Source organism: Neoakkermansia glycaniphila, from assembly GCF_001683795.1.
In the GTDB taxonomy this organism is placed as follows: Bacteria; Verrucomicrobiota; Verrucomicrobiia; order Verrucomicrobiales; family Akkermansiaceae; genus Akkermansia; species Akkermansia glycaniphila.
The window spans coordinates 37,599-61,515 of record NZ_LIGX01000012.1; the positions used below are offsets into that span (position 1 = coordinate 37,599).

The 23,917-nt window shown below is 59.4% G+C and carries 23 protein-coding genes and 1 tRNA gene; 15 read left to right on the forward strand and 9 right to left on the reverse strand.

From position 1 onward, the window contains the following. Nucleotides 1-22: 22 nt before the first annotated feature. The 10 genes from AC781_RS03330 to AC781_RS03375 all read left to right on the forward strand — a co-directional run bounded on the left by AC781_RS03330 (nt 23) and on the right by AC781_RS03375 (nt 7,777). On the forward strand, nt 23-553 hold the full coding sequence (locus AC781_RS03330) for a F0F1 ATP synthase subunit B (protein WP_067773493.1): 531 nt from the start codon (nt 23-25) through the stop codon (nt 551-553). Between the two features lie 18 nt (nt 554-571). After that, nucleotides 572-967 carry a F0F1 ATP synthase subunit delta gene (locus AC781_RS03335; protein ID WP_067773496.1) on the forward strand — a complete coding sequence of 132 codons (396 nt, stop codon included), beginning with the start codon at nt 572-574 and terminating at the stop codon, nt 965-967. A 24-nt stretch (nt 968-991) separates the two neighbouring features. Then, nucleotides 992-2,554: a F0F1 ATP synthase subunit alpha gene (gene atpA / locus AC781_RS03340; protein ID WP_067773499.1), complete on the forward strand. Its 1,563-nt coding sequence runs from the start codon at nt 992-994 to the stop codon at nt 2,552-2,554. 19 nt (nt 2,555-2,573) lie between these two features. Beyond that, on the forward strand, nt 2,574-3,449 hold the full coding sequence (atpG, locus tag AC781_RS03345) for an ATP synthase F1 subunit gamma (protein WP_067773502.1): 876 nt from the start codon (nt 2,574-2,576) through the stop codon (nt 3,447-3,449). A 28-nt stretch (nt 3,450-3,477) separates the two neighbouring features. Beyond that, nucleotides 3,478-4,890: a F0F1 ATP synthase subunit beta gene (gene atpD, locus AC781_RS03350; RefSeq protein ID WP_067773505.1), complete on the forward strand. Its 1,413-nt coding sequence runs from the start codon at nt 3,478-3,480 to the stop codon at nt 4,888-4,890. Nucleotides 4,891-4,908: 18 nt separating this feature from the next. Further along, the gene (gene atpC, locus AC781_RS03355) at nt 4,909-5,325 is read left to right on the forward strand and encodes an ATP synthase F1 subunit epsilon (protein ID WP_067773509.1); all 417 of its coding nucleotides are present in this window, start codon (nt 4,909-4,911) and stop codon (nt 5,323-5,325) included. A 13-nt stretch (nt 5,326-5,338) separates the two neighbouring features. Beyond that, nucleotides 5,339-5,884, forward strand: a complete 546-nt coding sequence (locus tag AC781_RS03360; RefSeq protein ID WP_067773512.1) for a hypothetical protein — start codon at nt 5,339-5,341, stop codon at nt 5,882-5,884. 139 nt (nt 5,885-6,023) lie between these two features. Beyond that, nucleotides 6,024-6,224 (forward strand): hypothetical protein, encoded by a 201-nt coding sequence (locus AC781_RS03365; RefSeq protein ID WP_067773515.1) that lies wholly within the window; start codon nt 6,024-6,026, stop codon nt 6,222-6,224. 132 nt (nt 6,225-6,356) lie between these two features. Continuing rightward, a complete protein-coding gene (gene rlmB / locus AC781_RS03370; protein ID WP_067773518.1) occupies nt 6,357-6,980 on the forward strand; it encodes a 23S rRNA (guanosine(2251)-2'-O)-methyltransferase RlmB in 624 nt (207 codons plus the stop codon). After that, nucleotides 6,977-7,777, forward strand: a complete 801-nt coding sequence (locus AC781_RS03375; protein ID WP_067773521.1) for a metallophosphoesterase — start codon at nt 6,977-6,979, stop codon at nt 7,775-7,777. Before rlmB ends, AC781_RS03375 begins: the two co-directional genes overlap by 4 nt. Here the strand turns inward: AC781_RS03375 and AC781_RS03380 are convergent. Continuing rightward, nucleotides 7,761-9,437, reverse strand: coding sequence for a sulfatase family protein (locus AC781_RS03380; protein WP_083076497.1), 1,677 nt, complete (start codon nt 9,435-9,437; stop codon nt 7,761-7,763). The genes AC781_RS03375 and AC781_RS03380 overlap by 17 nt on opposite strands. A 209-nt stretch (nt 9,438-9,646) precedes the next feature. On the opposite strand from AC781_RS03380, the gene AC781_RS03385 reads away from it, so the two are divergent. After that, nucleotides 9,647-10,855, forward strand: a complete 1,209-nt coding sequence (locus AC781_RS03385) for a TolC family protein (protein WP_067773524.1) — start codon at nt 9,647-9,649, stop codon at nt 10,853-10,855. A gap of 14 nt (nt 10,856-10,869) precedes the next feature. On the opposite strand, the gene AC781_RS03390 is transcribed toward AC781_RS03385, so the two are convergent. Beyond that, nucleotides 10,870-11,922 carry an NAD(P)/FAD-dependent oxidoreductase gene (locus AC781_RS03390; protein WP_067773527.1) on the reverse strand — a complete coding sequence of 351 codons (1,053 nt, stop codon included), beginning with the start codon at nt 11,920-11,922 and terminating at the stop codon, nt 10,870-10,872. 51 nt (nt 11,923-11,973) lie between these two features. Next, entirely contained in the window at nt 11,974-13,083 is a 1,110-nt protein-coding gene (leuB, locus tag AC781_RS03395; protein ID WP_067773530.1) for a 3-isopropylmalate dehydrogenase, read from the reverse strand. A gap of 95 nt (nt 13,084-13,178) precedes the next feature. Between leuB and AC781_RS03400 the strand changes: the two genes are divergently transcribed. Genes AC781_RS03400 through AC781_RS03410 form a run of 3 tightly spaced genes read left to right on the forward strand, consistent with a single transcriptional unit; the run spans nt 13,179 to nt 16,076 of the window. Continuing rightward, nucleotides 13,179-14,738, forward strand: a complete 1,560-nt coding sequence (locus AC781_RS03400) for a glycosyltransferase family 39 protein (protein ID WP_067773532.1) — start codon at nt 13,179-13,181, stop codon at nt 14,736-14,738. After that, on the forward strand, nt 14,735-15,607 hold the full coding sequence (locus AC781_RS03405; RefSeq protein WP_067773535.1) for a beta-1,6-N-acetylglucosaminyltransferase: 873 nt from the start codon (nt 14,735-14,737) through the stop codon (nt 15,605-15,607). The genes AC781_RS03400 and AC781_RS03405 overlap by 4 nt, the downstream gene beginning before the upstream one ends. A gap of 16 nt (nt 15,608-15,623) precedes the next feature. Further along, nucleotides 15,624-16,076 carry a C-GCAxxG-C-C family protein gene (locus tag AC781_RS03410; RefSeq protein WP_067773538.1) on the forward strand — a complete coding sequence of 151 codons (453 nt, stop codon included), beginning with the start codon at nt 15,624-15,626 and terminating at the stop codon, nt 16,074-16,076. On the opposite strand, the gene rdgB is transcribed toward AC781_RS03410, so the two are convergent. The 6 genes from rdgB to tilS form a co-directional block, all read right to left on the reverse strand. After that, the gene (gene rdgB, locus AC781_RS03415) at nt 16,070-16,669 is read right to left on the reverse strand and encodes an RdgB/HAM1 family non-canonical purine NTP pyrophosphatase (protein WP_067773541.1); all 600 of its coding nucleotides are present in this window, start codon (nt 16,667-16,669) and stop codon (nt 16,070-16,072) included. The genes AC781_RS03410 and rdgB overlap by 7 nt on opposite strands. An 89-nt stretch (nt 16,670-16,758) precedes the next feature. Then, nucleotides 16,759-17,868, reverse strand: coding sequence for a radical SAM protein (locus tag AC781_RS03420; RefSeq protein ID WP_246777957.1), 1,110 nt, complete (start codon nt 17,866-17,868; stop codon nt 16,759-16,761). 38 nt (nt 17,869-17,906) lie between these two features. After that, nucleotides 17,907-19,652, reverse strand: coding sequence for a transcription termination factor Rho (gene rho / locus AC781_RS03425; RefSeq protein WP_197677895.1), 1,746 nt, complete (start codon nt 19,650-19,652; stop codon nt 17,907-17,909). 63 nt (nt 19,653-19,715) lie between these two features. Then, nucleotides 19,716-20,468 carry a YebC/PmpR family DNA-binding transcriptional regulator gene (locus AC781_RS03430; RefSeq protein ID WP_067773548.1) on the reverse strand — a complete coding sequence of 251 codons (753 nt, stop codon included), beginning with the start codon at nt 20,466-20,468 and terminating at the stop codon, nt 19,716-19,718. Between the two features lie 145 nt (nt 20,469-20,613). Next, a tRNA-Pro gene (locus tag AC781_RS03435) sits at nt 20,614-20,690 on the reverse strand. Between the two features lie 86 nt (nt 20,691-20,776). Beyond that, a complete protein-coding gene (tilS, locus tag AC781_RS03440) occupies nt 20,777-21,718 on the reverse strand; it encodes a tRNA lysidine(34) synthetase TilS (protein ID WP_067773551.1) in 942 nt (313 codons plus the stop codon). 49 nt (nt 21,719-21,767) lie between these two features. Here tilS and dnaX point away from each other — a divergent pair, with 49 nt between their 5' ends. After that, entirely contained in the window at nt 21,768-23,828 is a 2,061-nt protein-coding gene (gene dnaX, locus AC781_RS03445; protein WP_245741016.1) for a DNA polymerase III subunit gamma/tau, read from the forward strand. Nucleotides 23,829-23,917 lie beyond the last annotated feature (89 nt).

Consider the following 23,917-nt stretch of genomic DNA (forward strand, 5'->3'; position numbering starts at 1 on the left):
GCGGCAGACCACCCCTCAGGTTATGCACTCCCTTTTCCTTGCAGCAGCCGGACAGAGCTGGAACCCCTTCGCCCAGTTCGGCGTCACGAGCTGGGAGCCGTTCGTGGCCAACCTGCTCGCCTTCCTGGCCGCAGTAGCCATCCTGCGCATCTTCGCCTTCAAGCCCATCCAGAAAATCATCGAAGAACGCCGCAAGCGCATCGCCGAAGGGGAGGAAATGCACGCACGCAGCCAGCAGGAACTCTCCGAAGTCAGGCAGCAAGGGGAAGAAATCATCTCCGAAGCACGGGAAGAAGGCCGCAAAAGCATCGAATGGGCCAAACAATCCGCTGAAAAGCTGCTGGACGATAAAACGGCCGACGCCGCACGCACCGCACACGATATCATCGACAAATCCCGCAAGGCGGCAGCGCTGGAAGCGAAACAGGAACAGGAATCTCTCCGGGCAGAGTTCTCCCGCCTCGTCGCCATGGCCACTGCGCAGGTCGCAGGCAAGGTTCTCACGGAGGAAGACCACCGACGCATCAACGAGGAAGCCATCAAGAACCTCTAATCGACTCCCGGCATTTCCATGAAGACCTCAAAGGATATACAGGCCCAGGCGCGGCGGCTCATGCGGCTCTGCCTCTCGCCCGAAGGCGCGCTCGATGAAAACATCGTGCGGCACATATCCGACAGGCTTCTGAAGGAAAAGCCCCGCAACTACCTGCCCCTGCTCCATGCCTTCTGCGACCTCGTCCGGCTGGCGGACAACAGGCGCACCGCAACCATCGAAAGCGCCGTGCCCCTCGTCGACGGCGAAAAAGAAGCCATCCGCCGCAAGCTCTCCGCCAAATACGGCCAGCATCTCCAATACGTCTGGAACGTCCGGCCCGGCCTGATCGCCGGCATGACGGTGCAGGTAGGCGACGACGTCGCCGACAACAGCATCCGCACGCGCATCAGCCAGATGTTCCCCACCCAATAATTCCTTTTCCACCACCAATCTTCCATGAGCAACATCGTTCAAGAACTCGAAGCCGAAATCAAGAAGGCGACCCATGCCACGCGCCATGAAAACGTGGGTACCATCCGCTCCGTCGGCGACGGCGTCGCCAAAATCGAAGGGTTGAGCAATGCCATGCTCAACGAAATGCTCGAATTCCCCGGCGGCGTGATGGGCCTCGCCATGAATCTTGAAGAAAACGAGGTCGGCGCCGTCATTCTCGGCGATTCCGCCAAACTCAAGGAAGGCGACACCGTACACTCCACCGGCCGCCTGCTCTCCGTACCCGTCGGCCCGGCCTTGCTAGGCCGCGTCGTCAACACCCTCGGCGAACCGATCGACGGAAAAGGCCCGATCGACGCCACGGAATACTACCCTGTCGAAAAAATCGCCTCCGGCATCATCACCCGACAGAGCGTCTCCGTCCCGTTGATGACGGGCATCCTGCCCATCGATGCGATGATCCCCATCGGCCGCGGACAGCGCGAACTCATCATCGGCGACCGCGCCACCGGCAAAACGGCCATCGCCATCGACACCATCATCGCACAGGCCAAGCAGAACAGGCAGGCAGCCGAAGGCAAGCTCCCTGGCCACAGCCCCGTGTACAGCATCTATGTGGCCATCGCCCAGAAGCGGGCGAACGTCAGCCGCCTGATCGCCAAGCTGGAAGAGGAAGATGCGATGAAGGATACCATCATCGTCGTCGCCTCCGCATCCGACGCCGCCGCCATGCAGTATCTGGCTCCCTATGCCGGCTGCGCCATGGGCGAATACTTCATGGACCAGGGCAAGGATGCCCTCATCGTCTTCGACGACCTTTCCAAGCATGCCGTCGCCTACCGCCAGGTATCCCTGATTCTCCGCCGCCCCTCCGGCCGCGAAGCCTACCCCGGCGACGTCTTCTACCTCCACAGCCGCCTGCTCGAACGCTCCGCCCGCATGAATGCGAACTACGGAGGCGGCTCGCTCACGGCTCTCCCCATCATCGAAACGCAGGCGGGCGACGTCTCCGCCTACATTCCGACGAACGTCATCTCCATCACGGACGGCCAGATCTTCCTCGACACCGACCTCTTCTACCAGGGCGTGCGCCCGGCCATCAACGTCGGTATCTCCGTCTCCCGCGTCGGCTCCTCGGCCCAGACGAAAATCGTCAAAAAACTCGCCGGCTCCGTCAAGCTCGACCTCGCCCAGTTCGAAGAACTCCAGGCCTTCGCCCAATTCGGCTCCGATCTCGATGCCAACACCCGCGGCAAGCTCGAACGCGGCCGCCGCATCGTCGAACTCTTCAAGCAGGGACAGTACGCCACCAAGAGCCTCGGACTCGAAGCCGTAAACCTCTATGCCATCCAGAAAGGCTACCTCGACGACGTACCCGTCAAAGCCATTCAGGAATGCCGCGCCGCCCTCGAAGACGACGCGCAGACCAACCATGCCGCCCTGCTCGAAGAAATCGCTGCCGTAAAAGAGCTGACCGAAGACATCGACGCCAAGCTCAAAGCCTTGATGGAAAACTTCAAGCGCGTCTGGCAGCCGTCCGTCACCTCCGACGACAGGATCGACTAATCACAGGAACCCCAGCATCATGGCAAGCCTTCGGGACATCAAGCGCCGCATCAAGTCGGTCAAAAACACATCGCAGATCACCAAGGCGATGCAGATGGTCGCATCCGCCAAGATGCACCGGGCACAGGAACAGGCTCTCCGAGGGCGCAACTACATCGGAGCCCTCGCCAACATCCTGGCCCACCTGAAAGAAGAAATCTCCCAGCTCGACAGCCCCCTGATGGTGCCCCGCGAAGAAGGCAAGGATCTTGTCCTCGTCGTCAACACCGACCGCGGCCTCTGCGGCGGCCTGAACACGAACCTCTTCCGCGAAGTGCGCGAGCAATGCCCCCACGATGCGGACTTCATCACCATCGGCGCAAAGCTCAACGTCCAGTTCGCCAAATACGGCATGAACCTCGTTGCTTCGTGGAGCCTCGCCGACCCGCTTGAGCTCATTCAGCTCCGCCCCATCGCCGCCTTCATCCGCAAGGGGTTCCTCGACGAAACGTACCGAACCGTGCGGATCGTCTATCCGCGCTTCGTCAACGTCATGGTACAGGCTCCGTCTGTCCGCAGCCTCCTCCCCATCCGGGAAGAAGAACTCCTCGAAGTGGCGCAGCAAAGCACTTCCAAGCTTGAAGAAGGCGAAGTCAGCGGCGACTTCATCCTTGAACCCGACGCCAAAACGGTACTCGCCCACATCCTGCCGCTCTACCTGTTCTACAACATGGTACAGCTCATCCTCGAAGCCCGCGCATCGGAACAATCCGCCCGCATGGTCGCCATGAAGGCCGCCACCGAAAACGCCAAAAACCTGATCGGCGACCTGACGCTCGACTACAACAAGGCCCGCCAGAACCAGATCACCAACGAACTTCTCGAAATAACCACGGCCATGCGCGCCATGGAATAACATCCCACCCACATCTCTTCCCATTGTCATGAACAACCAAGGTACCATCGTTCAAATCATCGGCGCCGTCGTGGACGTCGACTTCTCGCAGGCGCACGCCATGCCGGCCGTCTTCAATGCCTTGACCGTCGAGTACACGGTGGGCGGCGAGCAGAAAAGCCTCGTCCTCGAAGTCGAACAGCACCTCAGCGACGGCTGGGTGCGCGCCGTCGCCATGAGTTCGACCGACGGCCTGAAGCGCGGCATGGCCGTGACCGATACGGGAGCCCCCATTACCGTGCCTGTGGGCGATTGCGTGCTCGGCCGCATCTTCAACGTGCTCGGCGACACCGTGGACAACAAGGGCGAACCCGGCTGCGCCAAGCGCTATCCCATCCACCGCCCCGCTCCCGCGCTGGAAGAACAATCCACCACCTCCGAAGTGCTCGAAACCGGCATCAAGGTGATCGACCTCATCTGTCCCTTCCTGAAAGGCGGCAAGGCAGGCTCCTTCGGCGGCGCAGGCGTCGGCAAGACCGTGCTCATCATGGAGCTCATCAACAACATCGCCAAGGCGCGATCCGGACTCTCCGTCTTCGCAGGCGTGGGCGAACGTACCCGCGAGGGGAACGACCTCTACAACGAAATGATCGAATCCGGCGTCATCAACCTCGAAGAACCGGACAAATCCAAAGTGGCTCTCGTGTACGGACAGATGAACGAACCTCCCGGCGCCCGCCTCCGCGTGGCCCTCTCCGCCCTCGCCATGGCCGAATACTTCCGCGACGAGGAAAACAGGGATGTGCTGCTCTTCATCGACAACATCTTCCGCTTCTCGCAGGCAGGCTCCGAAGTATCCGCCCTGCTCGGCCGCACTCCCTCCGCCGTGGGCTACCAGCCCAACCTCGCCGAGGAAATGGCCAACCTGCAGGAACGCATCACCTCCACGAAGCGCGGTTCCATCACCTCCATGCAGGCCGTCTATGTGCCTGCGGACGACTTGACGGACCCCGCTCCCGCCACCACCTTCGCCCACCTCGACTCCACCGTGGTGCTCGAACGCTCTCTGGCGGCACAGGGCCTCTTCCCGGCCGTGGACCCGCTCTCCTCCACATCCAAGGCGCTCGCCCCCGAACTCGTGGGCGAAGAGCATTACCGCGTCGCCCGCGGCGTGCAGCAGATCCTGCAACGCTACAAAGATCTGCAGGACATGATCGCCATTCTCGGCATGGACGAACTGTCCGAAGCGGACAAGAAAACCGTCAGCCGCGCCCGCAAAATCCAGCGATTCCTCACGCAGCCCCTGCACGTCGCCGAAGTTTTCTCCAGCATCCCCGGCGCCTATGTGCCCGTGGAAGAAACCGTGCGCGGCTTCGCGGAAATTCTGGACGGGAAATGGGACTCCGTCCCCGAATCCAACTTCTTCATGCGAGGCGGCATCGACACCGTCGAGAAAAACTGATCCCGTCCACCTGAGGCCATGTCCCTGCACTTCAAAATCATCACGCCCGACCGCACCGCCCTTGAGGCGGAAGTGGACAATATCGTCGTGCCGGGCGCACTCGGCGAGATGGAAGTGCTCACCCAGCACTCGAACCTCATCACCATCATCATACCCGGCGAACTGCGCTACCGGATGGCCGGAAGCGGAGAGGAGCACCAGCTCGTCGTCGGCTCGGGAGTCTTCCAAATCGAGCACGACCGTGTCATACTTACCACGGATCTCGCTCTGGAAACGTCAGATATAGATGAGAAGAGCGTGGAGGAAGCCATCGCCGCCGCACAGGAGGCTCTCCGCCAGCAGGAAAAACTGACGGTCGAAGAACGCCGCCGCCTCGATACGAACCTGGCCAAGCAACTCGCCATTCTCGAATTCAACCGCAAATACAAACGCTAAACCGCATTCGACCATGAGCACCCCACAATGGAATGATACTTTCATGCGCCTGTTCACGGAAGCCGTCGATCGCTTCCATCAGGGGCACACACGCTGGCAGGACATCTTTACCGCACCGGAAATCGAGTTCCTCGCCACCATCGGTTACCGCACCCGCGAAATGTTCGACTTCGTCGAAGACTTCGCCCAGGAAGGCGACCCTTCACCGACGACGGCGCTGCTCGTCGCCTCCGTACGCCGGGATTTCTTCCTGACGGCCCAGCGCGGCATCGTCTCGAACACCACGCTCATCACCGTCAACGAACTTCCCACCTTCGGCGATGAAGTGCATGGCATCGCCTACCTGCCCCGCATCATCAAAAAGGCCGAAGGCAAACTGTACGGCAATCTTGACCCGGACATCATGTACTGCTGCGGCGGAGACCGCAAATTCCTCCGCGAACACGGCAACATCCATCCCGCAGACTTCCTCCGCATGATCTGGGGCGCAAAAGGCGATCGCCAGAAGATCGTCACCTATGTGCTCAATGCCATGAAAAACGCCGGGCAGGAAGGCTGATCCGGTCGCCGGTTCTTTTCACGAACGCGCCCGCATCCGGCGATGCGGGCTTTTTGTTGCACACGGTCTAACATAATTTGGCAACGGCGAAATTATCGTTGCAAAGTATATAACTACATTATACAATACGTGCAAACCTATGCAGACCAACCATACGCCCGACAATACGCCTGTTACCCATATCCCCGTCGACCACGCCATGCTGGATCAATTATCGCAGCTTTCGGAACGCTGGGATATTCCTGTCGAGGATATTCTGCCCGCACTTATGGCAGCGCTTCCATCAGAAACTCTGGAGCAGGCTCTCAAAGACGCCATAGCCTCGGCCCATTCTTCCTGAACAGTCCGCACATCTCTTCCGGAACCGCATCACCATGCGATCTTGTCCTGCATGAAACCGGCTTCGTGCAGGACAATTTTATTCCCGCGTAGCGCCTTGACACGGCAGAGCCTTCCGTTTATCCTCATTCGCATGAGATTCCAGGGTCAGGACAAAGGCAGGCAGGCACGCGCCAACAAACACACAGCTCCCACGAACAGCGGTTCCAAGCCCGTTGTCCGCGCGCTGGACGAACACGCCCTCTTCGACATTCTCGAGGCGCAGCCGCAAGGCCTCTATCTGATTCTCGACTGCATTCAGGATCCCCATAATCTCGGGGCCATCCTTCGCACAGCGGATGGCGCAGGCGTAGCCGCCGTCATCTCCCCCAAGGACAAATCCGCCTCCATCACGGAAACCGTGCTTCGCGTCTCCGTCGGCGCTGCGGAAAAAGTGCCCTTCGTGCAGGTCACGAACCTGTCCCGCACCATGAAATTCCTTCAGGAAAACGGTATCTGGCTCATCGGCACTTCCGATCATGGCGACCGCACCATTTACGACACGGATCTCAAGGGAGGAATCGCCATCGTCATGGGTGCGGAAGGCGACGGCATGCGCCGCCTCACGGAAGAGAATTGCGATTTCCTCGTCAAGATTCCCATGCTCGGCAGCGTTCCCTGCCTGAACGTCTCCGTCGCCACGGGCGTGTGCCTCTACGAGGCGCTGCGCCAACGGGCTGCAGCAGCTACCGCGGCGGCCGATGCCGCCCAGCCATGATCCGCCACCTCGAACCCGAACCGGGCGAACGCATCCGCCTGATTTCCGACGTCCACCTCGGCCATGTTCGCAGTACCGTCGAGAATGTGGAAACATTGCGCCCTCTTCTGCATGGCTGCGACAGGCTGATCGTCTGCGGCGACCTCGCCGAAACGCGTGCATGCGCCTTTCAGACCAAAGGCATGGCGATGAAGCGCGATTTCGCCTCCATGTGCCGTGAGGAAGGAGTCATTCTCCACAAGCTTGCCGGCAACCATGATCCTCTGGAAGAAACCTCCGTCCTGAAGCTGTACGGCGGCAGCGTCGTCGCCCTCCACGGGCATGCCCTCTACAAGGTCGGAGCACCCTGGGGATGGGAATATCTCAACCACAAGCAGGCTTGTCGCGATCTGATCGCCCGCCATCCCATGAGCGATACCGATCTGGAAGACCGGATGGCGCTCGCCCGGGAAATGGCCCTGCTCTCACCTCCCGTCCTGCAGAGACCCCGCGTCTCGAAAAACCGCGTCCTGCGCTTCCTGGCCCACTGCGGATGGCCGCCTTCGCGCCCGATTGCAATCCTCCGCGCATGGATGACGATGAGCAGCCTGATGCACCGCTTCACGGAGCAATTCTTCCCGGAAGCCCGCATCGTCTGCTTCGGGCATTTCCACCGCCCAGGGCAATGGAAACGCGCCGGCAGACTGTACGTCAATACCGGCGCGTTTTTCAAAAATGCCCGCCCGTCCATCGTCGACCTTTCGGATGGCCGCGTGACAGGCATTCACACGGGATCGCTGCTTACCACGAAGGCGTGAACTTGGGAATGGGAGTGCCCTTGCCGCCCGGGCTGTCTGCCGGCACTTCGTATTGGTCGCGGAGTTTTTCGTACTCCACCATGATTTCCTTGACGATATCGGCGTACTTCGGATCATCGAACACGTTGACCATCTGCTGGGGATCCTTTTCGTTGTCGAACAGCATGTATTCACCGCTCGTCCAGAGCCTGGCGAACGTATAACGGGGCGTACGGACGCCGTCATGGCGCGGAGCATTGTGCTCTCCGGGGTTTTCGTAGAAGGCGTAGTAGATCACGCGGTCCTTGAAATCCGGGGATTCACCCGTTGCAAAAAGCGGCACGAGGCTCTTGCCCTGGAAGGTCTTCATGTTTTCCGGAGTATCGGCGCCGGCCGTTGCCAGAATGGTGGGAGCATAGTCGATATTCTGCACGATGGCTTCGGAGCGCACGCCGGGTTTGATGTGGCCCGGCCAGCGCATGATCAGCGGCATGCGGAATGTTTCCTCGAAAATCCAGCGCTTGTCGTACAAGCCGTGCTCGCCCAGATAGAAGCCCTGGTCGCCGCAGTAGATGACGAGCGTATTGTCGGAAAGGCCGCTCTTGTCGAGATAGTCCATGAGTTCGCCGATGCTGTCGTCCACGGCCAGAATCGAACCGAGATAATCCTCCATGTAGGTGCGCCAGCGCCATTCGAGCATTTGCTTCTCCGTCTTGATCTTGCCGGACTTGACCAGCTCAACGAGTTCTTCCGTGCGGGCCTTGTGGTATTTCTCCCACGCGGCGCGCTGGGCCGGATTCATGCGCTTGACATCGCCGAGCTCCCAGCCGTAGCCGGGGGAAACGATTTTTTTGCGGACGTCTTCCGGCACGAGATCCTTCATGATGTGCAAATCGGAATAGACGGCCATATGGCGGGCGATCGTTTGCTCGTTCTCTCTCAGGAAGCTGGGACGGTTGGCGTAATTGTCTTCCAGCGATGCAGGCGGCGTCAGCTTCGATACGGCCTCTTTGGCCTTGCCGAGATGGCGCTCCGCAGGCATCCACGGACGGTGGGGGGCCTTGTGGCCGACGACGAGGGCGAACGGCTTGTTCTTATCGCGGTGCTCAAGCCAGTCGATACTCTTCTTCGTCACGAGGTCGGTCGCATAACCTTCTTCGCGCGTCACTTTGCGCTTGCCGTTCTGTCCGCGGGAAATGAAATCGGGATTGTAGTAGGCGCCCTGTCCGGGGAAGATTTCCCAGTGGTCGAAACCGGTGGGATCGGATTCGAGATGCCACTTGCCGAAAATGGCGGTCTGATAACCTGCCTGCTGGAGCATCTTCGGATAGGTCGGCTGCGAACCGTCGAACGGCGTCCGGCCTTCATTGAAAATATAGCCGTTTTTGTGCGAATGGCGTCCGGTCAGAATACAGGCGCGGGACGGCCCGCACAGGGAATTCGCACAGTAGCTCCGATCGAAGACCATGCCTTCCTTCGCCAGCTTGTTGAAATGGGGATAGGCGATCGGAGAATCCTTCTCGCACGTGCCCATGGCCTGCACAGCGTGGTCATCTGTAATGATAAACAGAATGTTCGGACGCTGCGCATCGGTTTTCCGAGCCGTCGGAGCCTCATCCGCAAAAATCGGCGCGGCGCAGGCGGCAGAGATGAACATGATGGCAGTAGATTTCAAACTCATACCCGCTTATTCTACTCTTTCAACGCCTGAGGTCAAGCGAACTTTTCGGAAGGCGCCCGTTGCAGCCCCTCTGCCGCCGGGCTCCGAAAGAGGAGCAGGAGTATCCGGCATCCGCAGGAAGGCGCATTCTTATCTTGCAGTAGTATACGCTATCTGCTAGTGTTGTTCCGGTGAAGCGATACCCCCTGCTCCTTTTTTTGTGCCTAGGTTTGTGGGGGTGTTCCATATCCCGGCAAATCGACGAGCGCATCGAAACGGACAGCAAGGCCATCAATGAACTGGTCGCCAAAATGCCCCGGTGGGAAGAGCTGCCTGTGCGGCAGATCACCTGGCAACAGGCCGTGGACATGGTCATGAAGGACAATCAGGAAATCCGCAATCTTCATACGACCATCGACAGCGCGGAACGGTACGCCCGCAGCATCTATACCGACCTGATCCCCGGCGTAAACCTCTATTCGTCGATGTCCCAATCCGTCAAGGAACTGGCCAACGCCGTCACGCCGGACGACATTTCCTACAACATCAACATCCTCTTCAACCTCCCCTCCATCTCGCAGCTCCCCTACCGCGTGTACGAAGCCCAGGCACGCGTGTATGCCGCCAAGAAGAACCTCGAAGTCAAGCAGCGAGACCTCGTTTCCAAACTCTACAAATTCATCCGCACGAGCGAACTGACCCGGAAGGCGGACCAACTGGAACGCGAGAAGATCGGCCTCGAAGACCGCGAATGGAAAATCGGAGCCCTGCAGCAGAGCCGCGAAGACCTCGACCGCACGGAATGGGCGGAATTGTGTACCCTGCTGGGCAATCAGGACGGACGCTGGGTCATCATCCCGGAAACCGTCCCCAACCTCAACTGGGATCATTACAAGAAAGCCTGCAGGCACCTCGACCCCCTCTCCGTCGCCGTGCTGGCCATGGGTCTCGAACAGGTGCGCATGGAACGCTACCAGACCCTCATGCAGTACCTGCCGCAGCTCAACATGAACCTGTACAGCCCCTCGCTCTTCTCCTCCACGGGCGGCACCTACGGCGGCACGTTCCTCAACAGCAGCGACATGACGCTCAATACGAACGCCTCCCTGCAGCTGGACACCCGGCTTAATATCTGGAACCAGTACAAGACGAGGGAAGAAGCCTACGAAGCCAAGAAAAGGGAACTCAAGTTCGAACTGATGCGCCGCCTCACACGCGTCGACCAGCTCATGAGGAGCTGCAAGGAATTCGAAACATGGAAAAGCTTCATGCAGAAGACGGTCGCCCACGAAGCGGGATTCGTACCCGAAACCGGCGCCGAATATCTGGAGCAGCGCAAGAGAAACATTGAAATGCGCGCCGACGTGCTCGACAAGGAAAAGAAAAAGGTGGAAGGCGAAGCGGCGCTGATCAGCGAGTACGGCCTGTTCGCCAAGTAAGCCAAACCCGAGCCTTACTTGCGGGCAAGACGCTTCCACAGAGGAGCCGGATCGACATCTTCCGGCATGGCCGTGCCGTTCACGAGATGCTCGACCAGCAATTGCGAAACCCACGGGCTTGTCGTCACGCCCCGGCTGCCAAGCCCGGAAAAGACATAATGCCCCGGCATGCCCGGCAAAGGCCCCGCCACGGGCTGGCTGTACCGGATGATGGGACGTACGGCCGCACGAGCCCTCACGATGCCGATCTCTCCTTCGTACCGCTGGCGCAAGCTGTACAGCAGCTCCTGCACGGCAGTCTCTTCCGCTGCTCCCGGATCATCCCATGACCAGGCATACGTTGCACCAAGCCGCCAGACGCCGCCCCAATGCACAAGCCAATGGCCGAAATGCAGGATGCCCGCATGCCATGCCAGCCCGGGCAGCTCGATATCCACAATGGTACCTTTCGAGAGGCGGCTCTCCAACGCCGGCAGTTGCAGCCGGGAAGCCACTTCATACCCCGTACACCAGACAATGTGGGTAAACCGTTCACCCTGCCAGATAAAATCGTCCCCTTGCCGCTCGATCTCTTCGGGAGCCACCTCTCCCTCGCGAAACAATCCCTGCCCCTGCAGCCAGACGCGCTGGGCATTCACCAGAGCTTCGGCATGCAGCACGGCGGAGCCCCGCGTGTAGGCCGCACGGCCCTCCCCCTGCCAGCCTTCCGGCCACGGCAGTACAGGCCCGGCATAGGAACAGGATTCGGGATCGCTCTGGCGTTCCTTCCAAATCTCCTCCTGATCTTCGCCGACCAGCTCGCGCCAGATCGGCGTCTTCTGCCACCAGGAGCCTCCAAGCTCGCGCTCCGTTTCCGTATAATACGCATCCGCCTCCGGCAGGCACTCGGCCTGCCTCCATTCGGGCCGCACCTTGCGGCCCGTCAGGGGATTCACCAGCCCGGCTGCAACCCGGGAAGCCGTCTCGCCGACGGGACGATCCACCACCAGGCAATCCACCCCCCGGCGGATCAGCCTCCATGCCAGCGAACTGCCGGCGAGTCCCTGTCCAACGATCAAGATGCGCATGGCGAAGAAGAAAAACGGGCGGCATTCTCACGCCGCCCGGTGTCAAAAGCCTTACAGAGCGGCAATGATCGCATCGCCCATGGCGGCGGTATTGACGCGGATCTCGTTCGGCGCACCCGTGGCAAGATCGCCCGTGCGGTAGCCGAGGTCGATCACCCGGCGCACGGCGCGGTCGATATCGTTGGCGGCAGCCGTCTCACCGAGCGAATAGCGGAGCAGCATGCCCAGAGAAAGAATCTGGGCGATGGGATTGGCAATGCCCTTGCCCGCGATGTCGGGAGCGGAACCGCCGGAAGGCTCGTACATGCCGAAGAACAGCCCGTTGTCCTTGCTGCCCTGGCACAGGCTTGCGCTCGGCAGCATGCCGAGGGAGCCGCAGATCATGGCCATCTCGTCGGAAAGAATATCGCCGAAGAGGTTCTCGGTCACGAGTACGTCGAACTGCTGCGGATTGCGCACGAGCTGCATGGCGGCATTGTCCACATACATGTGGCGCACTTCCACCTCGGGATAATCCTTCGCCACTTCAAGAATCGTCTCGCGCCACAGGATGGAGCTGGTCAGCACATTGGCCTTGTCCACGCTGGTCAGGAGATTGCGGCGGCCACGGGCGGCTTCAAAGGCCACGCGGGCGATGCGCTCGATCTCGCTCTTCCGGTACACCAGAGTATCCACGGCGGTATCTTCGCCATCGATCTCCTTGCGGTAGCGGGGCTGGCCGAAATAAAGGCCGCCCGTCAGCTCGCGGACGCAGAGAATGTCGAAACCTCCCTCGATGAGTTCGTTCTTCACCGGGGAAGCGTGCGTCAGAGCCGGAAGGCAAATGCCGGGACGCAGATTCGCATAAAGGCCGAAATGCTTGCGAAGGGGCAGCAGGGCGCCGCGCTCGGGCTGCTCGTTGGGCGGCAGGTTCTCCCACTTCGGGCCGCCTACGGAGCCGAAAAGAATGGCATCCGCCGCTTCGCAGGCACGCAGCGTTTCATCCGGAAGGGCCTTGCCTGCATGGTCGATCCCCGCACCGCCGACGTACTGCTCGCTCAATGTGACGCCGAAACCGTACCGGAGGCTCAAGGCTTCGAGCACACGCAGGGCTTCGCACATCACTTCCGGGCCGATACCATCGCCCGCCAATACCGCGATCTTGTAGTTTTTCGCACTCATGGACCTGCGCAGAATGCGCCCTTAAGCTTCAAAAGTCAAGCCCAAGCTATGTTCCCCTTGACTTTGCAAGACGGCATGATACGATGGCAACCCGAATGGCTCCGGACTCTCTTCGCAAGTTCATCCACAATCGGGAACGGCCTCTTTCCGTACTCTTCTTTTTCGTGTACGGCCTTGCCGTTCTCTACTACTTCAACACCTCTTCGCCGAAGCTCGATTTCAACCCCTGCCCCAGTCCGAACATGTATCTGACGATCGGGCAGGCCATGTTCGACGGCTTCGTTCCCTACCGTGACCTCTTCGACGGAAAAGGCATGCCCATCTTCCTGTTCAACGGGATAGGAGGACTGATCGACAGCGACGGCTATATCGGCCAATGGCTGGTTGCCTGCGCCTTCTTCGCATGGACCCTTTACTATATCAATCGCACGGCGCGCCTCTTCCTCAATCGCACCCACGCACTGGCTGGCACCCTGCTGATGTCTTTCTTCATCCTTTTCCAAAGAAGAATGTATCTCACAGGAGCCATGGGCGATGAGTTCACGATGCCGATGATTGCCATGGGCATCTATTATTTCCTCATTCTGGGCAAAGATACATGCTCCTTCAAAAAACTCTGCATCTTCGGGTGTCTTGGAGGCCTGCTTCTGGCGTGCAAATTTACCCTGGCCTCCTTCTGGTTCGTCCTTGCATTCGCCGTCCTTGCGGAAGCGTGGCGCCACCTCGGCTTCAGAGCGGCCTGCAAACGCGCCGGCATGATCGCCATCGGCGCAGCCTTCATTCTTATCCCCTGCATCGCCTATTTCGCATGGCACGGCGCACTGGATGCCTATGTGGAGGGATATATCGTTTTTCATACCTACCACGTCACCGAATCGACGAGCAACCGTATCTTCTACCTCGTGCGCGGCGTCATGGACTATCCCGACTACATACTTCTCATTCTGGCGGGGATGGCCTATTGGATTGCTGCCGCATCCAGAGGGTATTCCCGCTTCAGGCGCATCGGCCTGCCCGTCTCGTTCATCGCCATGTATCTGGCCGTCTTTGCCGGAAGCATGTTCTCAGCCTACTACCTGCTCTCGCTGATTCCTTTCGCCACATTCGGCGTCATTTATCTGCTGCACGACATGGGAGATCGTACCCTTCCCTTCCTGCGCCGGGCTGCAGCAACAGGATGCTGCATCGCCTTTCTGTTCCTGCTCTCCCGCGAAGCTTCTTCGCTGATTACGGACCGTGGCAAAACGCCCGATTTCTCTCTGGAGACTCTCAAGCGGCAGAAGCAGGAACTCGCCGATCTGGCTCAGGCCATTTCGCAGGAATCAGCCCATCCGACCGTTCTTTGTTTCGGCTGTTTCGACAACGGCATCTACCGCAGGCTCGGCATCATTCCCAATGTACCTCGATACCAGCTCGTCAATTTCGACCCGCAGGGCAAGACGTTGCAACGGCAATACGTGCGTGAACACCGATGCGAATTCATTCTCGTTAATCTCTCCGACGTCAAACAGGAAGAAATGCCCTCAATAGACGCATTCTTGCGGGAATGCGGATACCGCCCGCTGTTTGCCGACAATTTGCGCTCTGTCCCCTGGCTCGTGTACAGGAGAACCCCGGGATCATCGGCAAATACCATTGACATCCAAACGCCATGATTGACGCCTATCTGATCCAGTGCCATGACCGCCCCCATCAGGTCAACGCTCTCGCACAGTATCTTGCAGACGGAGGCCACGATGTCTTCATTCATGCGGATGCCCGGTCCGCCATCGGCCACTTGATCCGCCAAACGGCGAATATCCATCTGGTGCGCCATCCTGCCGCCGTCGACTGGGGAGGCTGGACACAGGTTGAGGCAACTCTGAAGATGATCGAGGAGGCAAGGCACACAGGCAGGCAATACCGTTATTTTCACTTGCTGAGCGGCCATTGCCTGCCTCTGCGCTCCATGAAGGCGATGGATGCCATTCTGGACGATGCCTATGCCAGCCAAACGCAGTTCATCGAATGCGAGCCGATGCCCCGCAGCCAATGGGGGCAACGCGACGGCGGCATGCACAGGCTGCAAGTGTACTATCCCTCCTTCATCGTCAGCAAACACACCCGCCTGCATCAGGATTATTTCTGGTTGTATACGAACAAGTGGCTGCGGTTGAAGCTTCGCCGGCCGGCATTCAGATCCGCAGAACGGTTCTATGGAGGCGCCCAATGGTTCTCGTTGACAGGAGATGCCATGGATGCCGTGATTGCCTACATGCACAGCCACCGCCGCATGGTGCGGTTTTTCAAGCATACGTTCTGCAGCGATGAAATGTTCTTCCAGACATGCCTGATGCGCTCAGGATTCCCGATCCACACCGTCGGCAACCATCGCTATCTCCAATGGCCTTTCGCCAATGCGCCTTCTCCTTGCGATCTGGCTCCGGAAGACTGGCAGGCGGCGCGGGACTCCGGCTGCCTGTTCGGCCGCAAGTTCCAGCTTTCCCCCGCGGAATGTTCCCGCTATTTTTCCTCGCTCACCTGAACCGCCGCACCAACTCATGACTTATCCGGAACGCGCTCTGGATTTCTTCCATCAGGGCTACAACTGCGCCCAGTCCGTGCTGGCCGCCTTTGCGGACGATCTCGAACTTACCGTACCCGCCGCCTTGAAGCTTTCATCAGGTTTCGGCGCCGGCATCGGACGGATGCGCGGCGTTTGCGGCGCATTTTCGGCTCTGGCGATGGTGGCCGGGTTCGTCCGGGGCAATACGACGCCGGATCTCGATGACAAGGAAGCCATTTTCTCACTGATCCGCTCACTGGCGGCAGAATTCGAGCAAGCGCACGGCTCGCTGATATGCAGAGACCTGTTGCATCTTGGAAACGATGTGCAGGAATCGGCACGGCCTCAAGCACGCACGGCAGCCTATTATGCAAGCCGCCCATGCGAAGCGTGCATCGCCTTCTGTGCCGCCCGAGGCGAGCAGCTTCTCAACCGGACGGCTTATTGACGCCCGCGCAGGTACTCGACCGCCTTCGCCAGCGCACGACCGCGGTGGGACATGCCGTTTTTCTCTTCGCCCGTCAACTCGGCAAAGCTTCGCTCATGGCCTTCGGGAACGAAAAGAGGATCGTAGCCGAATCCCTTTGCTCCGCGCAATTCTTTCAACATGGAGCCTTCGACACTGCCGGAAAATTCACCCAGCACTTCGCCACCCTTCGCCAGCACCATCACGCACATGAAGCGGGCCGCCATCGGCACATCGTCCGCGAAGCGCGCCAGATCCTGCATCATCTTCCGGTTGTTCAGTTCATGGTTGCCGTCTTCACCGCCGAAACGGGCGGATCGCACGCCGGGCAAGCCGCCCAGCGCATCGACGCACAGGCCCGAATCGTCGGCCAGCACGATACCGGGAATCACGCGGGAAGCCGAAACGGCTTTCAAGGCGGCATTTTCGGCAAACGTCTCTCCAGTCTCCTCGACTTCGGGGGCTTCGGGATAGGAGGAAAGGTCGCGGACTTCGTACAGTCCGGCGAGCATCTGGCGAATTTCTTCCGTTTTATGAGCATTGCGCGTGGCGACGACAAGAAGAGGCAGAGTCATATCTGCCCTCTTGGATAACATGGCCGCCCAGCGGAATCAAGCCTGCATCCCGTTCCGCAACACGGCGCCGGGATGCGGGCGTACGGAGTTTACCTGATGTTGATGCTGTCGTCCCAATCCTTCCAGATGGGTTCCAGCCCGGCGGCATGGACGGCTTCAATGAATTCGGGTACGCTCCGCTCATCCGAGATGGCGAATTGCTCCGTCGCCTTGGTGCAATGGCTGCGCTGTTCCTCCGTCAATTCCTTCTGCACACCGTGCAGGGTGATATGGGCGCGGTTCAGCCCGGCTCCGGTGTAGCCGCCCGGTTCAGTCTTGGCGCAAGCGGACATGCTGGTGACGCCGATGTTCATCAGCGCATTGCGCATGGCCGGAGTTTCACGCGTGCTGACGGTGAAGCCTACATGCGGGAAGCAGATGCGCAAAGCGCAGAGAAGCTGCACGTAGTGGCGGTCGTCGAGCATCAGCTCGGTATCCGGCGTGTATTCGTAATTGCCCGCATAGGGGCGCATGCGGGGGAAGGAGATGGATACCTGGGCTTTCCAGCAATGCTTGAGCAGGTAATCCACATGGCAGGCAAGAGCGAGAGCTTCCTGCCGCCACGGAGCAATGCCGAAGAGAGCGCCGATCCCGATTCGCCGGAATCCTCCGGCATAGGCGCGTTCCGGGCAGTTGACGCGCCAGACGAAGTCTTTCTTGAGTCCTGCCGTATGCAGCGTTTCGTAGATGGAACGATTGTATGTTTCCTGAAACACGGTCAGCAATTCGGCTCCGTGGTGGACGATTTCCGCATAACGGTCGTCCGGCAGAGGTCCGATTTCGAGTCCCAGAGAAGGAATGAACGTGCGGAGCCTGTCCAGGCATGCCTGCAAATAGCCGTCGGAAACGAACTTGGGATGCTCCCCGGCCACGAGCAGCAGGCTTCTCAGCCCCTGGTCGTAGAGGTAACGGGCTTCCTGCTCGACTTCATCGACGGTCAGCGTGGTGCGGATGATGGGATTGTCCCGCGAGAAGCCGCAGTATTTGCAATTGTTGATGCATTCGTTGGACAGGTAGATGGGGGCGAAGAGGCGCAGGGTGCAGCCGAAGAAACGGCGGGTGATGTTTCTGCTCTCCTGCGCCATGGCCTCCAGTTCCGCATCGGTAGCGGGTTCCAGCAGGCGCATCAATTTCCTCACCGCCGGAGGCGGTGAAGCCATCAGACTGTCTAATTCATCCGAAAACATAACGATAAGATTTACGCTCTGGATTTGAGGTCCAGAAGCATTTGGGCGTTGCTCGGGTACCTCTTCAGGAAGAAGAGCAAACGCTCCATGGCCTCCACCGGTTTGTGCCCCGCAAGGGCGAGCCGGATCAGGCGTGTTTTTTCGAGGGCGAGCTCGGACAGGATCAGCTCCTCGCGGCGCGTCCCGGATTTCAGGATGTCTACGGCGGGGTAGATGTATTGTTCGGCAATGCGCCTGTTGAGAACGAGTTCCATATTGCCCGTGCCCTTGAATTCCTGGAAGATCAGATCGTCCATGCGGCTGTTCGTTTCCACGAGGGCGGTGGCGAGGATGGTGAGGGAGCCTGCGGTTCGCGTATTGCGGGCGGCGGCAAACAGGCGGCGGGGCATTTCCAGCGCCCGCGCATCGATACCGCCGGACATGGTTCTGCCGCTGCCCTGATCCGCGTTGTTGTAGGCGCGGGCAAGGCGGGTGATGGAGTCGAGCAACAGGATTACATGCTTTCCGGCTTCGACGAGACGCTTGGCACGCTCGATGCACAGCTCGGCAAGGCGACAGTGGTCGCGCACATGGCTATCGTTCGAGGAGGCATAGACTTCCGCTCCGGGAATGCCGCGCTTGAACTCGGTCACTTCTTCCGGGCGTTCGTCCACGAGAAGAATCATCAGGTGCATTTCTTCCTCGTAGTTCTCCTGCACGGCTTCGGCAATGTGCTGCAAAAGGGTCGTCTTCCCGGTGCGGGGAGGGGCGACGATCAGACCGCGCTGGCCGCGGCCTACGGGGGCAACAAGGTCGAGCGTACGGGTCGTGTACCGCTCAGGCACCGTTTCGAAAGCAAGGCGGTGGGTGGGGTTGACGGCTTTGAGATCTTCGAAATAGGGATTTTTTGCCGCTTCTTCGGGCGTCTGCCCGTTCACGCTTTCGATGGAAACCATCTGGTGGCCTCGTTCGTATCTCTGAGCCTTGCCCTTGAGCCAGACGCAGGGGCGGAGCTGGTAGCTCTGAATCATTTCCACCGGCACATAGACAGCTTCACGCGATTGGGCAAAGTCCGTTTCCGGCGTGCGGATGAAGCCGTATCCCTTGGGGGTTATTTCAAGGAGACCGCTCAATTCCTCCGGTTCGCCGACGGGCACATAATTGTTCTGTGCGGGCTGGCTACCGTCCCAGCTGCTGCGGTTGTTGTCCCGGTTGTTATCGCGACCGTTTTGGTTGCGGTTATTCTGATTGCGGTTGTTGCGAAATTTGTTCTTTCCGCCTTGTCCGTTCTGACGGTTTTGATAATCACCACGGCCGGTCTGCCCGTCGTTATTGTTGAATGTGCGCTTACCGTCGCGGCGGTAGGATTCGCGCACCGTGCGGATTCCCGTGCCGTTCTGTCCCTGATCGGAGGACTGGGGGCGGAACTGGCGCTGGCCGCCACGGTTGCCGTTCTCGCGCACGGGCCTTTGCTGGCGTTCCCTCCGGGGCTCGTCGTTTCGGGTTTCCCGTTCGTCATGGCGTGGAGCGGCAGTTTCGTTGCGAAGTTCGGTTGCAACAGGGATTTCTCCGGCGGGCGTTTCGGCGACTTTGTCCTTCCGCGTTGTCCTTGATACCCGGCGTGCGGGAACGGATTCATCCTGTCCGGATTCCTTGCGCACGGCTTCCATATCAGCCGCCTCGGCGGCACGGGTCTTGCGGACGGCACTCTTCCTGGGTTTGGCAGGAGGGCGGGATTCCCCATCGCTTGCGGCGCGATTCGTATCAGGGTCTGTCATGTCTCGGGAAGAAAAAAACCGCAGCCGGAACTTTCACGTTCCGGCCGCAAATGAATGAGCTGATCAAAGCTGTTCGAGGATGTCCTCGGAGATGTCGAAGTTCGAGAACACATTCATCGCATCATCGTAGTCGTCAAGACGTTCGAAGAGGTTCATCACCTTGCGGGCCGTGTCCACATCCTTGATTTCGACCGTATTCTGTGCCACGGAGATCAGGCGCATGCCCGTCACGTTCTTCCCGGCGGATGTCAGACCGCTGCAGACGGAACTCAAATCGGTCGGACTGCAAACGAAGACCCATTCGCCGTCTTGGTCGCCTTCGCCGACATCGTCGGCACCGACTTCCATTGCCAGCTCCATGGCGCCGTCTTCATCAAGGGTTTCATCAATGATGCGGGCTTCGCCCTTGCGGTCGAACTGGTACGCGACAGATCCGGGAGTACCCATGTTGCCGCCGTTGCGGGAGAAGAGGGTGCGGAGTTCCGAGGAAGCACGGTTGGTGTTGTCCGTTGCCACTTCCACGAGCATGGCCGTTCCGGCGGGGCCGTAGCCTTCGTACACGATTTCCTGAATGATTTCGCCGACGAGTTCACCCGTCCCCTTTTTGATGGCGCGGTCGATATTGTCTTTCGGCATGGAGCAGGCCTTGGCTCCTTCGATCGCCGCGCGCAAGCGGGGGTTGGTATCTACATCGCCACCGCCATTGCGGGCAGCCAGAGTGATTTCACGCGAGAAACGGGCGAAGATTTTACCTTTCTTCGCATCTTCCTTGGCTTTGGTGAACTTGATTTTGGACCATTTATTATGACCTGACATAATTTGGGATTTCCTTGAGGGGTGTGAAAAACAGAAAAAACAGGAAGGTTTTCAGGAGAAAAAGCGGGTTCCGTTGATGATTCATGCCAAATGGGCACCACTGGATACATTCCAAAAAAAACCAAACTCCAGAAATGAATTAAATTGGTCGAGCTGACAGGATTCGAACCTGCGACCTCTTCGTCCCGAACGAAGCGCGCTACCAGCCTGCGCTACAGCTCGACTAAATCTAAGTCGGCACGGAGTCTACAGGATTTGCCAGCGAATGCAAGTCTAATTTTTCAAATTCTCGCGACTCCCTGCATCCTTCATTCCAGAAACAGCCGTTTTTCACGCCTCCGGGCGACGCGCCCGCCCGGCAACGAAAGGCGCGCAGGGCTGCCGGGCCGGATGATCGATACGACCGCCAGCACCACCTCTTCGGACACATTCCTCACACCTTGCCGCTTCAGATATCGGTGCACGATCACCTTCTGCAATTCCACAGGATACGCCGCCACTTTGGGCAGATAAAGCCTCCCCTGCGGATCCTCGACCTCCAGCGCAGCAACCGCCGCCGCCAGAGCCGCAGATGCTTCCTCCGCAATGCGCGCACTGCGATTGATGACCGGCACGACATCCCGGCCCATGATATCTTCCAGCAGAGGAAGCACTTGCAACCGAAGCCTGTTGCGCACGACATCCGCCTCGCCATTACTGGCATCCTCCCGCCAGGGAATCCCCTTTCCTTCCAGATAAGCAGTCAATTGTTCTCTCGGAATATCAAGCAGAGGACGCACCAATACCAGACCATCCTCCCGGCAGGCTATCGGCTTCATCCCCAGATGCCCACCGCTTCCCCGGCACAAGCGGAACAGAACCGTCTCCGCCTGATCCTGCCGATGATGCCCTAGAGCCACATAAGGCGTACCGCAGGCCGCCGTACATTCCCGGAAGACCTCGTAGCGAGCCTCACGCGCCGCCGTCTCCAGCGAAAGCCCCCGTCCCCCCGCATAACGAGGCACATCGACCCTCTTTTCCACAAAATCCACACCCAGCGCATCGGCCATCATCCGGCAGAACGCCGCATCCGCATCCGCATCCGCACCACGGATACCATGATGCACATGGCACACGACCACCTGCAGCCCAGCCCCATGCAGCAGATGCAGCAAAGCAACGGAATCGCGGCCGCCGCTCAATCCGACAACCACAGATCCCGCCTTCTTCAACAGCGAAAGGCATCCGGTATCCAGCAACTCAGCATCCATTTCTCAAACAAAAGCCTAGCACAATCCCGCAGCGCCGAAAAGGCCAAACATGCAACCCGTTCAAATGCGTGGCCTGACGCCGATTTGCCTTGCTCCGGGAGGTAAAATATGGGAGAATCCGCACCCGATGAGCTATCAGGTCTTTGCAAGAAAGTACCGTCCCCTGACATTCGACGACGTCCTCGGACAAGAACACGTTGTGCGCACGTTGCGCAACGCGATCGAACAGAACCGCCTGGCTCACGCCTACCTTTTCGTCGGCCCCCGAGGAACGGGCAAAACATCCACTGCCCGCATCTTCGCCAAAGCGCTGAACTGCCCGGACGGACCCAAAGCCGACTTCGACCCGCATTGCGATATCTGCGAAGAAATCGCCGAAGGCCGGAGTCTCGACGTACTGGAAATCGACGGCGCCTCCAACCGCGGCATCGACCACATCCGCGACCTGCGAGACAACGTCCAGTTCGCCCCCTCCCGGGGCCAGTTCCGCATCGTATACATCGACGAAGTACACATGCTGACCAAGGAATCCTTCAATGCCCTGCTCAAAACGCTTGAAGAACCCCCTCCACACGTCAAATTCATCTTTGCCACCACGGAGCCTCACAAAATCCTTCCCACCATCCTCTCCCGCTGCCAGCGCTTCGACCTGAGGCCGATTCCCGCCCCCGTCATCGCCGAGCACCTGATGAACATCGCTGCCAAGGAGGGCGTAACTCTCGCAGAAGCGGCTGCATTCGGCATTGCCCGCGTCGCTGACGGCGGCATGCGCGACGCCCAGTCCATGCTCGACCAGCTCGTCTCCTTCTGCGGCAGTAACATCGAGGAACAACACGTCAACGACATCTTCGGCGTCACCTCCCGGGAAACAGTCTCCCGCGCACTCGCCTACATGCTCCAGCGGGAACTCCCCTCCCTGCTCCACCTCGTACACGAACTCTCAGAAGCCGGGCGCGACATGGCCCAGCTCCTCACAGAGCTCATGAGCGCCGTGCGCGAACTGCTCGTCGCCAAAGTAGCACCGGAAGAAACGCAAAACAGCATCCCCGAACACTGGCGCGGCCCCTTGCAGCAACTGCTCGCCCAAACCGCCACGGATAAAATCCTGCGGCTGATGGAAGTACTGACTTCCACGGAAGAACGCATGCGCTGGTCATCCAACAAAAGGCTCCACCTCGAAATGGGGCTGATCCAGGCTGTCCACTCCCTGTCGGAAGCCAACATCAGCGATATCATCCGGGCACTGGAAGGCGCCCCCCTGCCGGAAACCCCCATTGCCACGACAGCGCTGCCCACCGTCTCTCTGCCCGAAAACAGACCGGACACTGCACCCACCGCATCACCTGCACCGCAGCCTGAGATACCGGCTTCAATCCCCGAACCCGTTCATACGCCGCAAACCCCAGCTCCTGCTCAACCGCCGGTGCCCGAACCATCCATCGAAATACCGGCGGCAGCCACTTCGGAACCCTCGCTTCCCGAGCAGCATTACCCCATGCCCGACAGCTTCGATGAGCCCGCAACGGCAGCTGCACCCGAGCCGACAAGAAGCCTCGAACCCATCGACGATGCTCCTCCCTTCTTCGGCAGCGAACCGGATACCCTTTACGTCGCCGAAGCCGACATTTCAATCTCACCGCTCACCATCGACATATGGAAGAAAATTTTTCTCGACCTGCACCAGGCCAAACCATTGCAGGCAGGCTTCATCAGCCATGCGGAATTCATCAGTGAAGAAGAAAACTTCTTCATTGTCGCCGTCCACCCGGAAGACATTGAAGGACGCGACACCTTGTTGAGTGAAGAAGTCAAAACATTCATCGAAACGCGAGTGCAGCGCTTCACAGGCCGCAACCTCAACCTGCGCGTCGAAACGGACAGCACGCTACCCGCCCCCATGGAAGAAGCTCTGGAACCGCTTCCGCCCCCCCCGCCGCCGCCCGCTCCTACTCCCCAGAACAAACCGAAGCCCAACACGGCTCCGCCCCCCTCATCAGCCGCCGAGCCGCCGAGCGATGCTCCCTCCACACAACTCGATCCCGAAATTTTCTACAAAGATCCGCTCATTCAAAAAGCGTTGGACGAATTCCACGCCCGAATCATCTCCTGAACTTACAAAACCGACCATACGACATGAATCTGCAAAAACTGATGAAACAGGCCCAGCAAATGCAAGCCGGGCTGGCCGCAGCACAAAAC

Bases quoted from the DNA above. Each gene is read 5' to 3' on its own strand.
- atpA (WP_067773499.1), top strand. From the start codon at position 992: ATGAGCAACATCGTTCAAGAACTCGAAGCCGAAATCAAGAAGGCGACC.
- AC781_RS03400 (WP_067773532.1), top strand. From the start codon at position 13,179: ATGGCTCCGGACTCTCTTCGCAAGTTCATCCACAATCGGGAACGGCCT.
- rdgB (WP_067773541.1), bottom strand. From the start codon at position 16,669: ATGACTCTGCCTCTTCTTGTCGTCGCCACGCGCAATGCTCATAAAACG.
- AC781_RS03410 (WP_067773538.1), top strand. From the start codon at position 15,624: ATGACTTATCCGGAACGCGCTCTGGATTTCTTCCATCAGGGCTACAAC.
- AC781_RS03330 (WP_067773493.1), top strand. From the start codon at position 23: ATGCACTCCCTTTTCCTTGCAGCAGCCGGACAGAGCTGGAACCCCTTC.
- AC781_RS03375 (WP_067773521.1), top strand. From the start codon at position 6,977: ATGATCCGCCACCTCGAACCCGAACCGGGCGAACGCATCCGCCTGATT.
- AC781_RS03335 (WP_067773496.1), top strand. From the start codon at position 572: ATGAAGACCTCAAAGGATATACAGGCCCAGGCGCGGCGGCTCATGCGG.
- AC781_RS03390 (WP_067773527.1), bottom strand. From the start codon at position 11,922: ATGCGCATCTTGATCGTTGGACAGGGACTCGCCGGCAGTTCGCTGGCA.
- AC781_RS03405 (WP_067773535.1), top strand. From the start codon at position 14,735: ATGATTGACGCCTATCTGATCCAGTGCCATGACCGCCCCCATCAGGTC.
- atpD (WP_067773505.1), top strand. From the start codon at position 3,478: ATGAACAACCAAGGTACCATCGTTCAAATCATCGGCGCCGTCGTGGAC.
- atpC (WP_067773509.1), top strand. From the start codon at position 4,909: ATGTCCCTGCACTTCAAAATCATCACGCCCGACCGCACCGCCCTTGAG.
- AC781_RS03360 (WP_067773512.1), top strand. From the start codon at position 5,339: ATGAGCACCCCACAATGGAATGATACTTTCATGCGCCTGTTCACGGAA.
- dnaX (WP_245741016.1), top strand. From the start codon at position 21,768: ATGCAACCCGTTCAAATGCGTGGCCTGACGCCGATTTGCCTTGCTCCG.
- AC781_RS03380 (WP_083076497.1), bottom strand. From the start codon at position 9,437: ATGAGTTTGAAATCTACTGCCATCATGTTCATCTCTGCCGCCTGCGCC.
- AC781_RS03365 (WP_067773515.1), top strand. From the start codon at position 6,024: ATGCAGACCAACCATACGCCCGACAATACGCCTGTTACCCATATCCCC.
- leuB (WP_067773530.1), bottom strand. From the start codon at position 13,083: ATGAGTGCGAAAAACTACAAGATCGCGGTATTGGCGGGCGATGGTATC.
- rho (WP_197677895.1), bottom strand. From the start codon at position 19,652: ATGACAGACCCTGATACGAATCGCGCCGCAAGCGATGGGGAATCCCGC.
- tilS (WP_067773551.1), bottom strand. From the start codon at position 21,718: ATGGATGCTGAGTTGCTGGATACCGGATGCCTTTCGCTGTTGAAGAAG.
- AC781_RS03420 (WP_246777957.1), bottom strand. From the start codon at position 17,868: ATGGCTTCACCGCCTCCGGCGGTGAGGAAATTGATGCGCCTGCTGGAA.
- atpG (WP_067773502.1), top strand. From the start codon at position 2,574: ATGGCAAGCCTTCGGGACATCAAGCGCCGCATCAAGTCGGTCAAAAAC.
- AC781_RS03430 (WP_067773548.1), bottom strand. From the start codon at position 20,468: ATGTCAGGTCATAATAAATGGTCCAAAATCAAGTTCACCAAAGCCAAG.
- rlmB (WP_067773518.1), top strand. From the start codon at position 6,357: ATGAGATTCCAGGGTCAGGACAAAGGCAGGCAGGCACGCGCCAACAAA.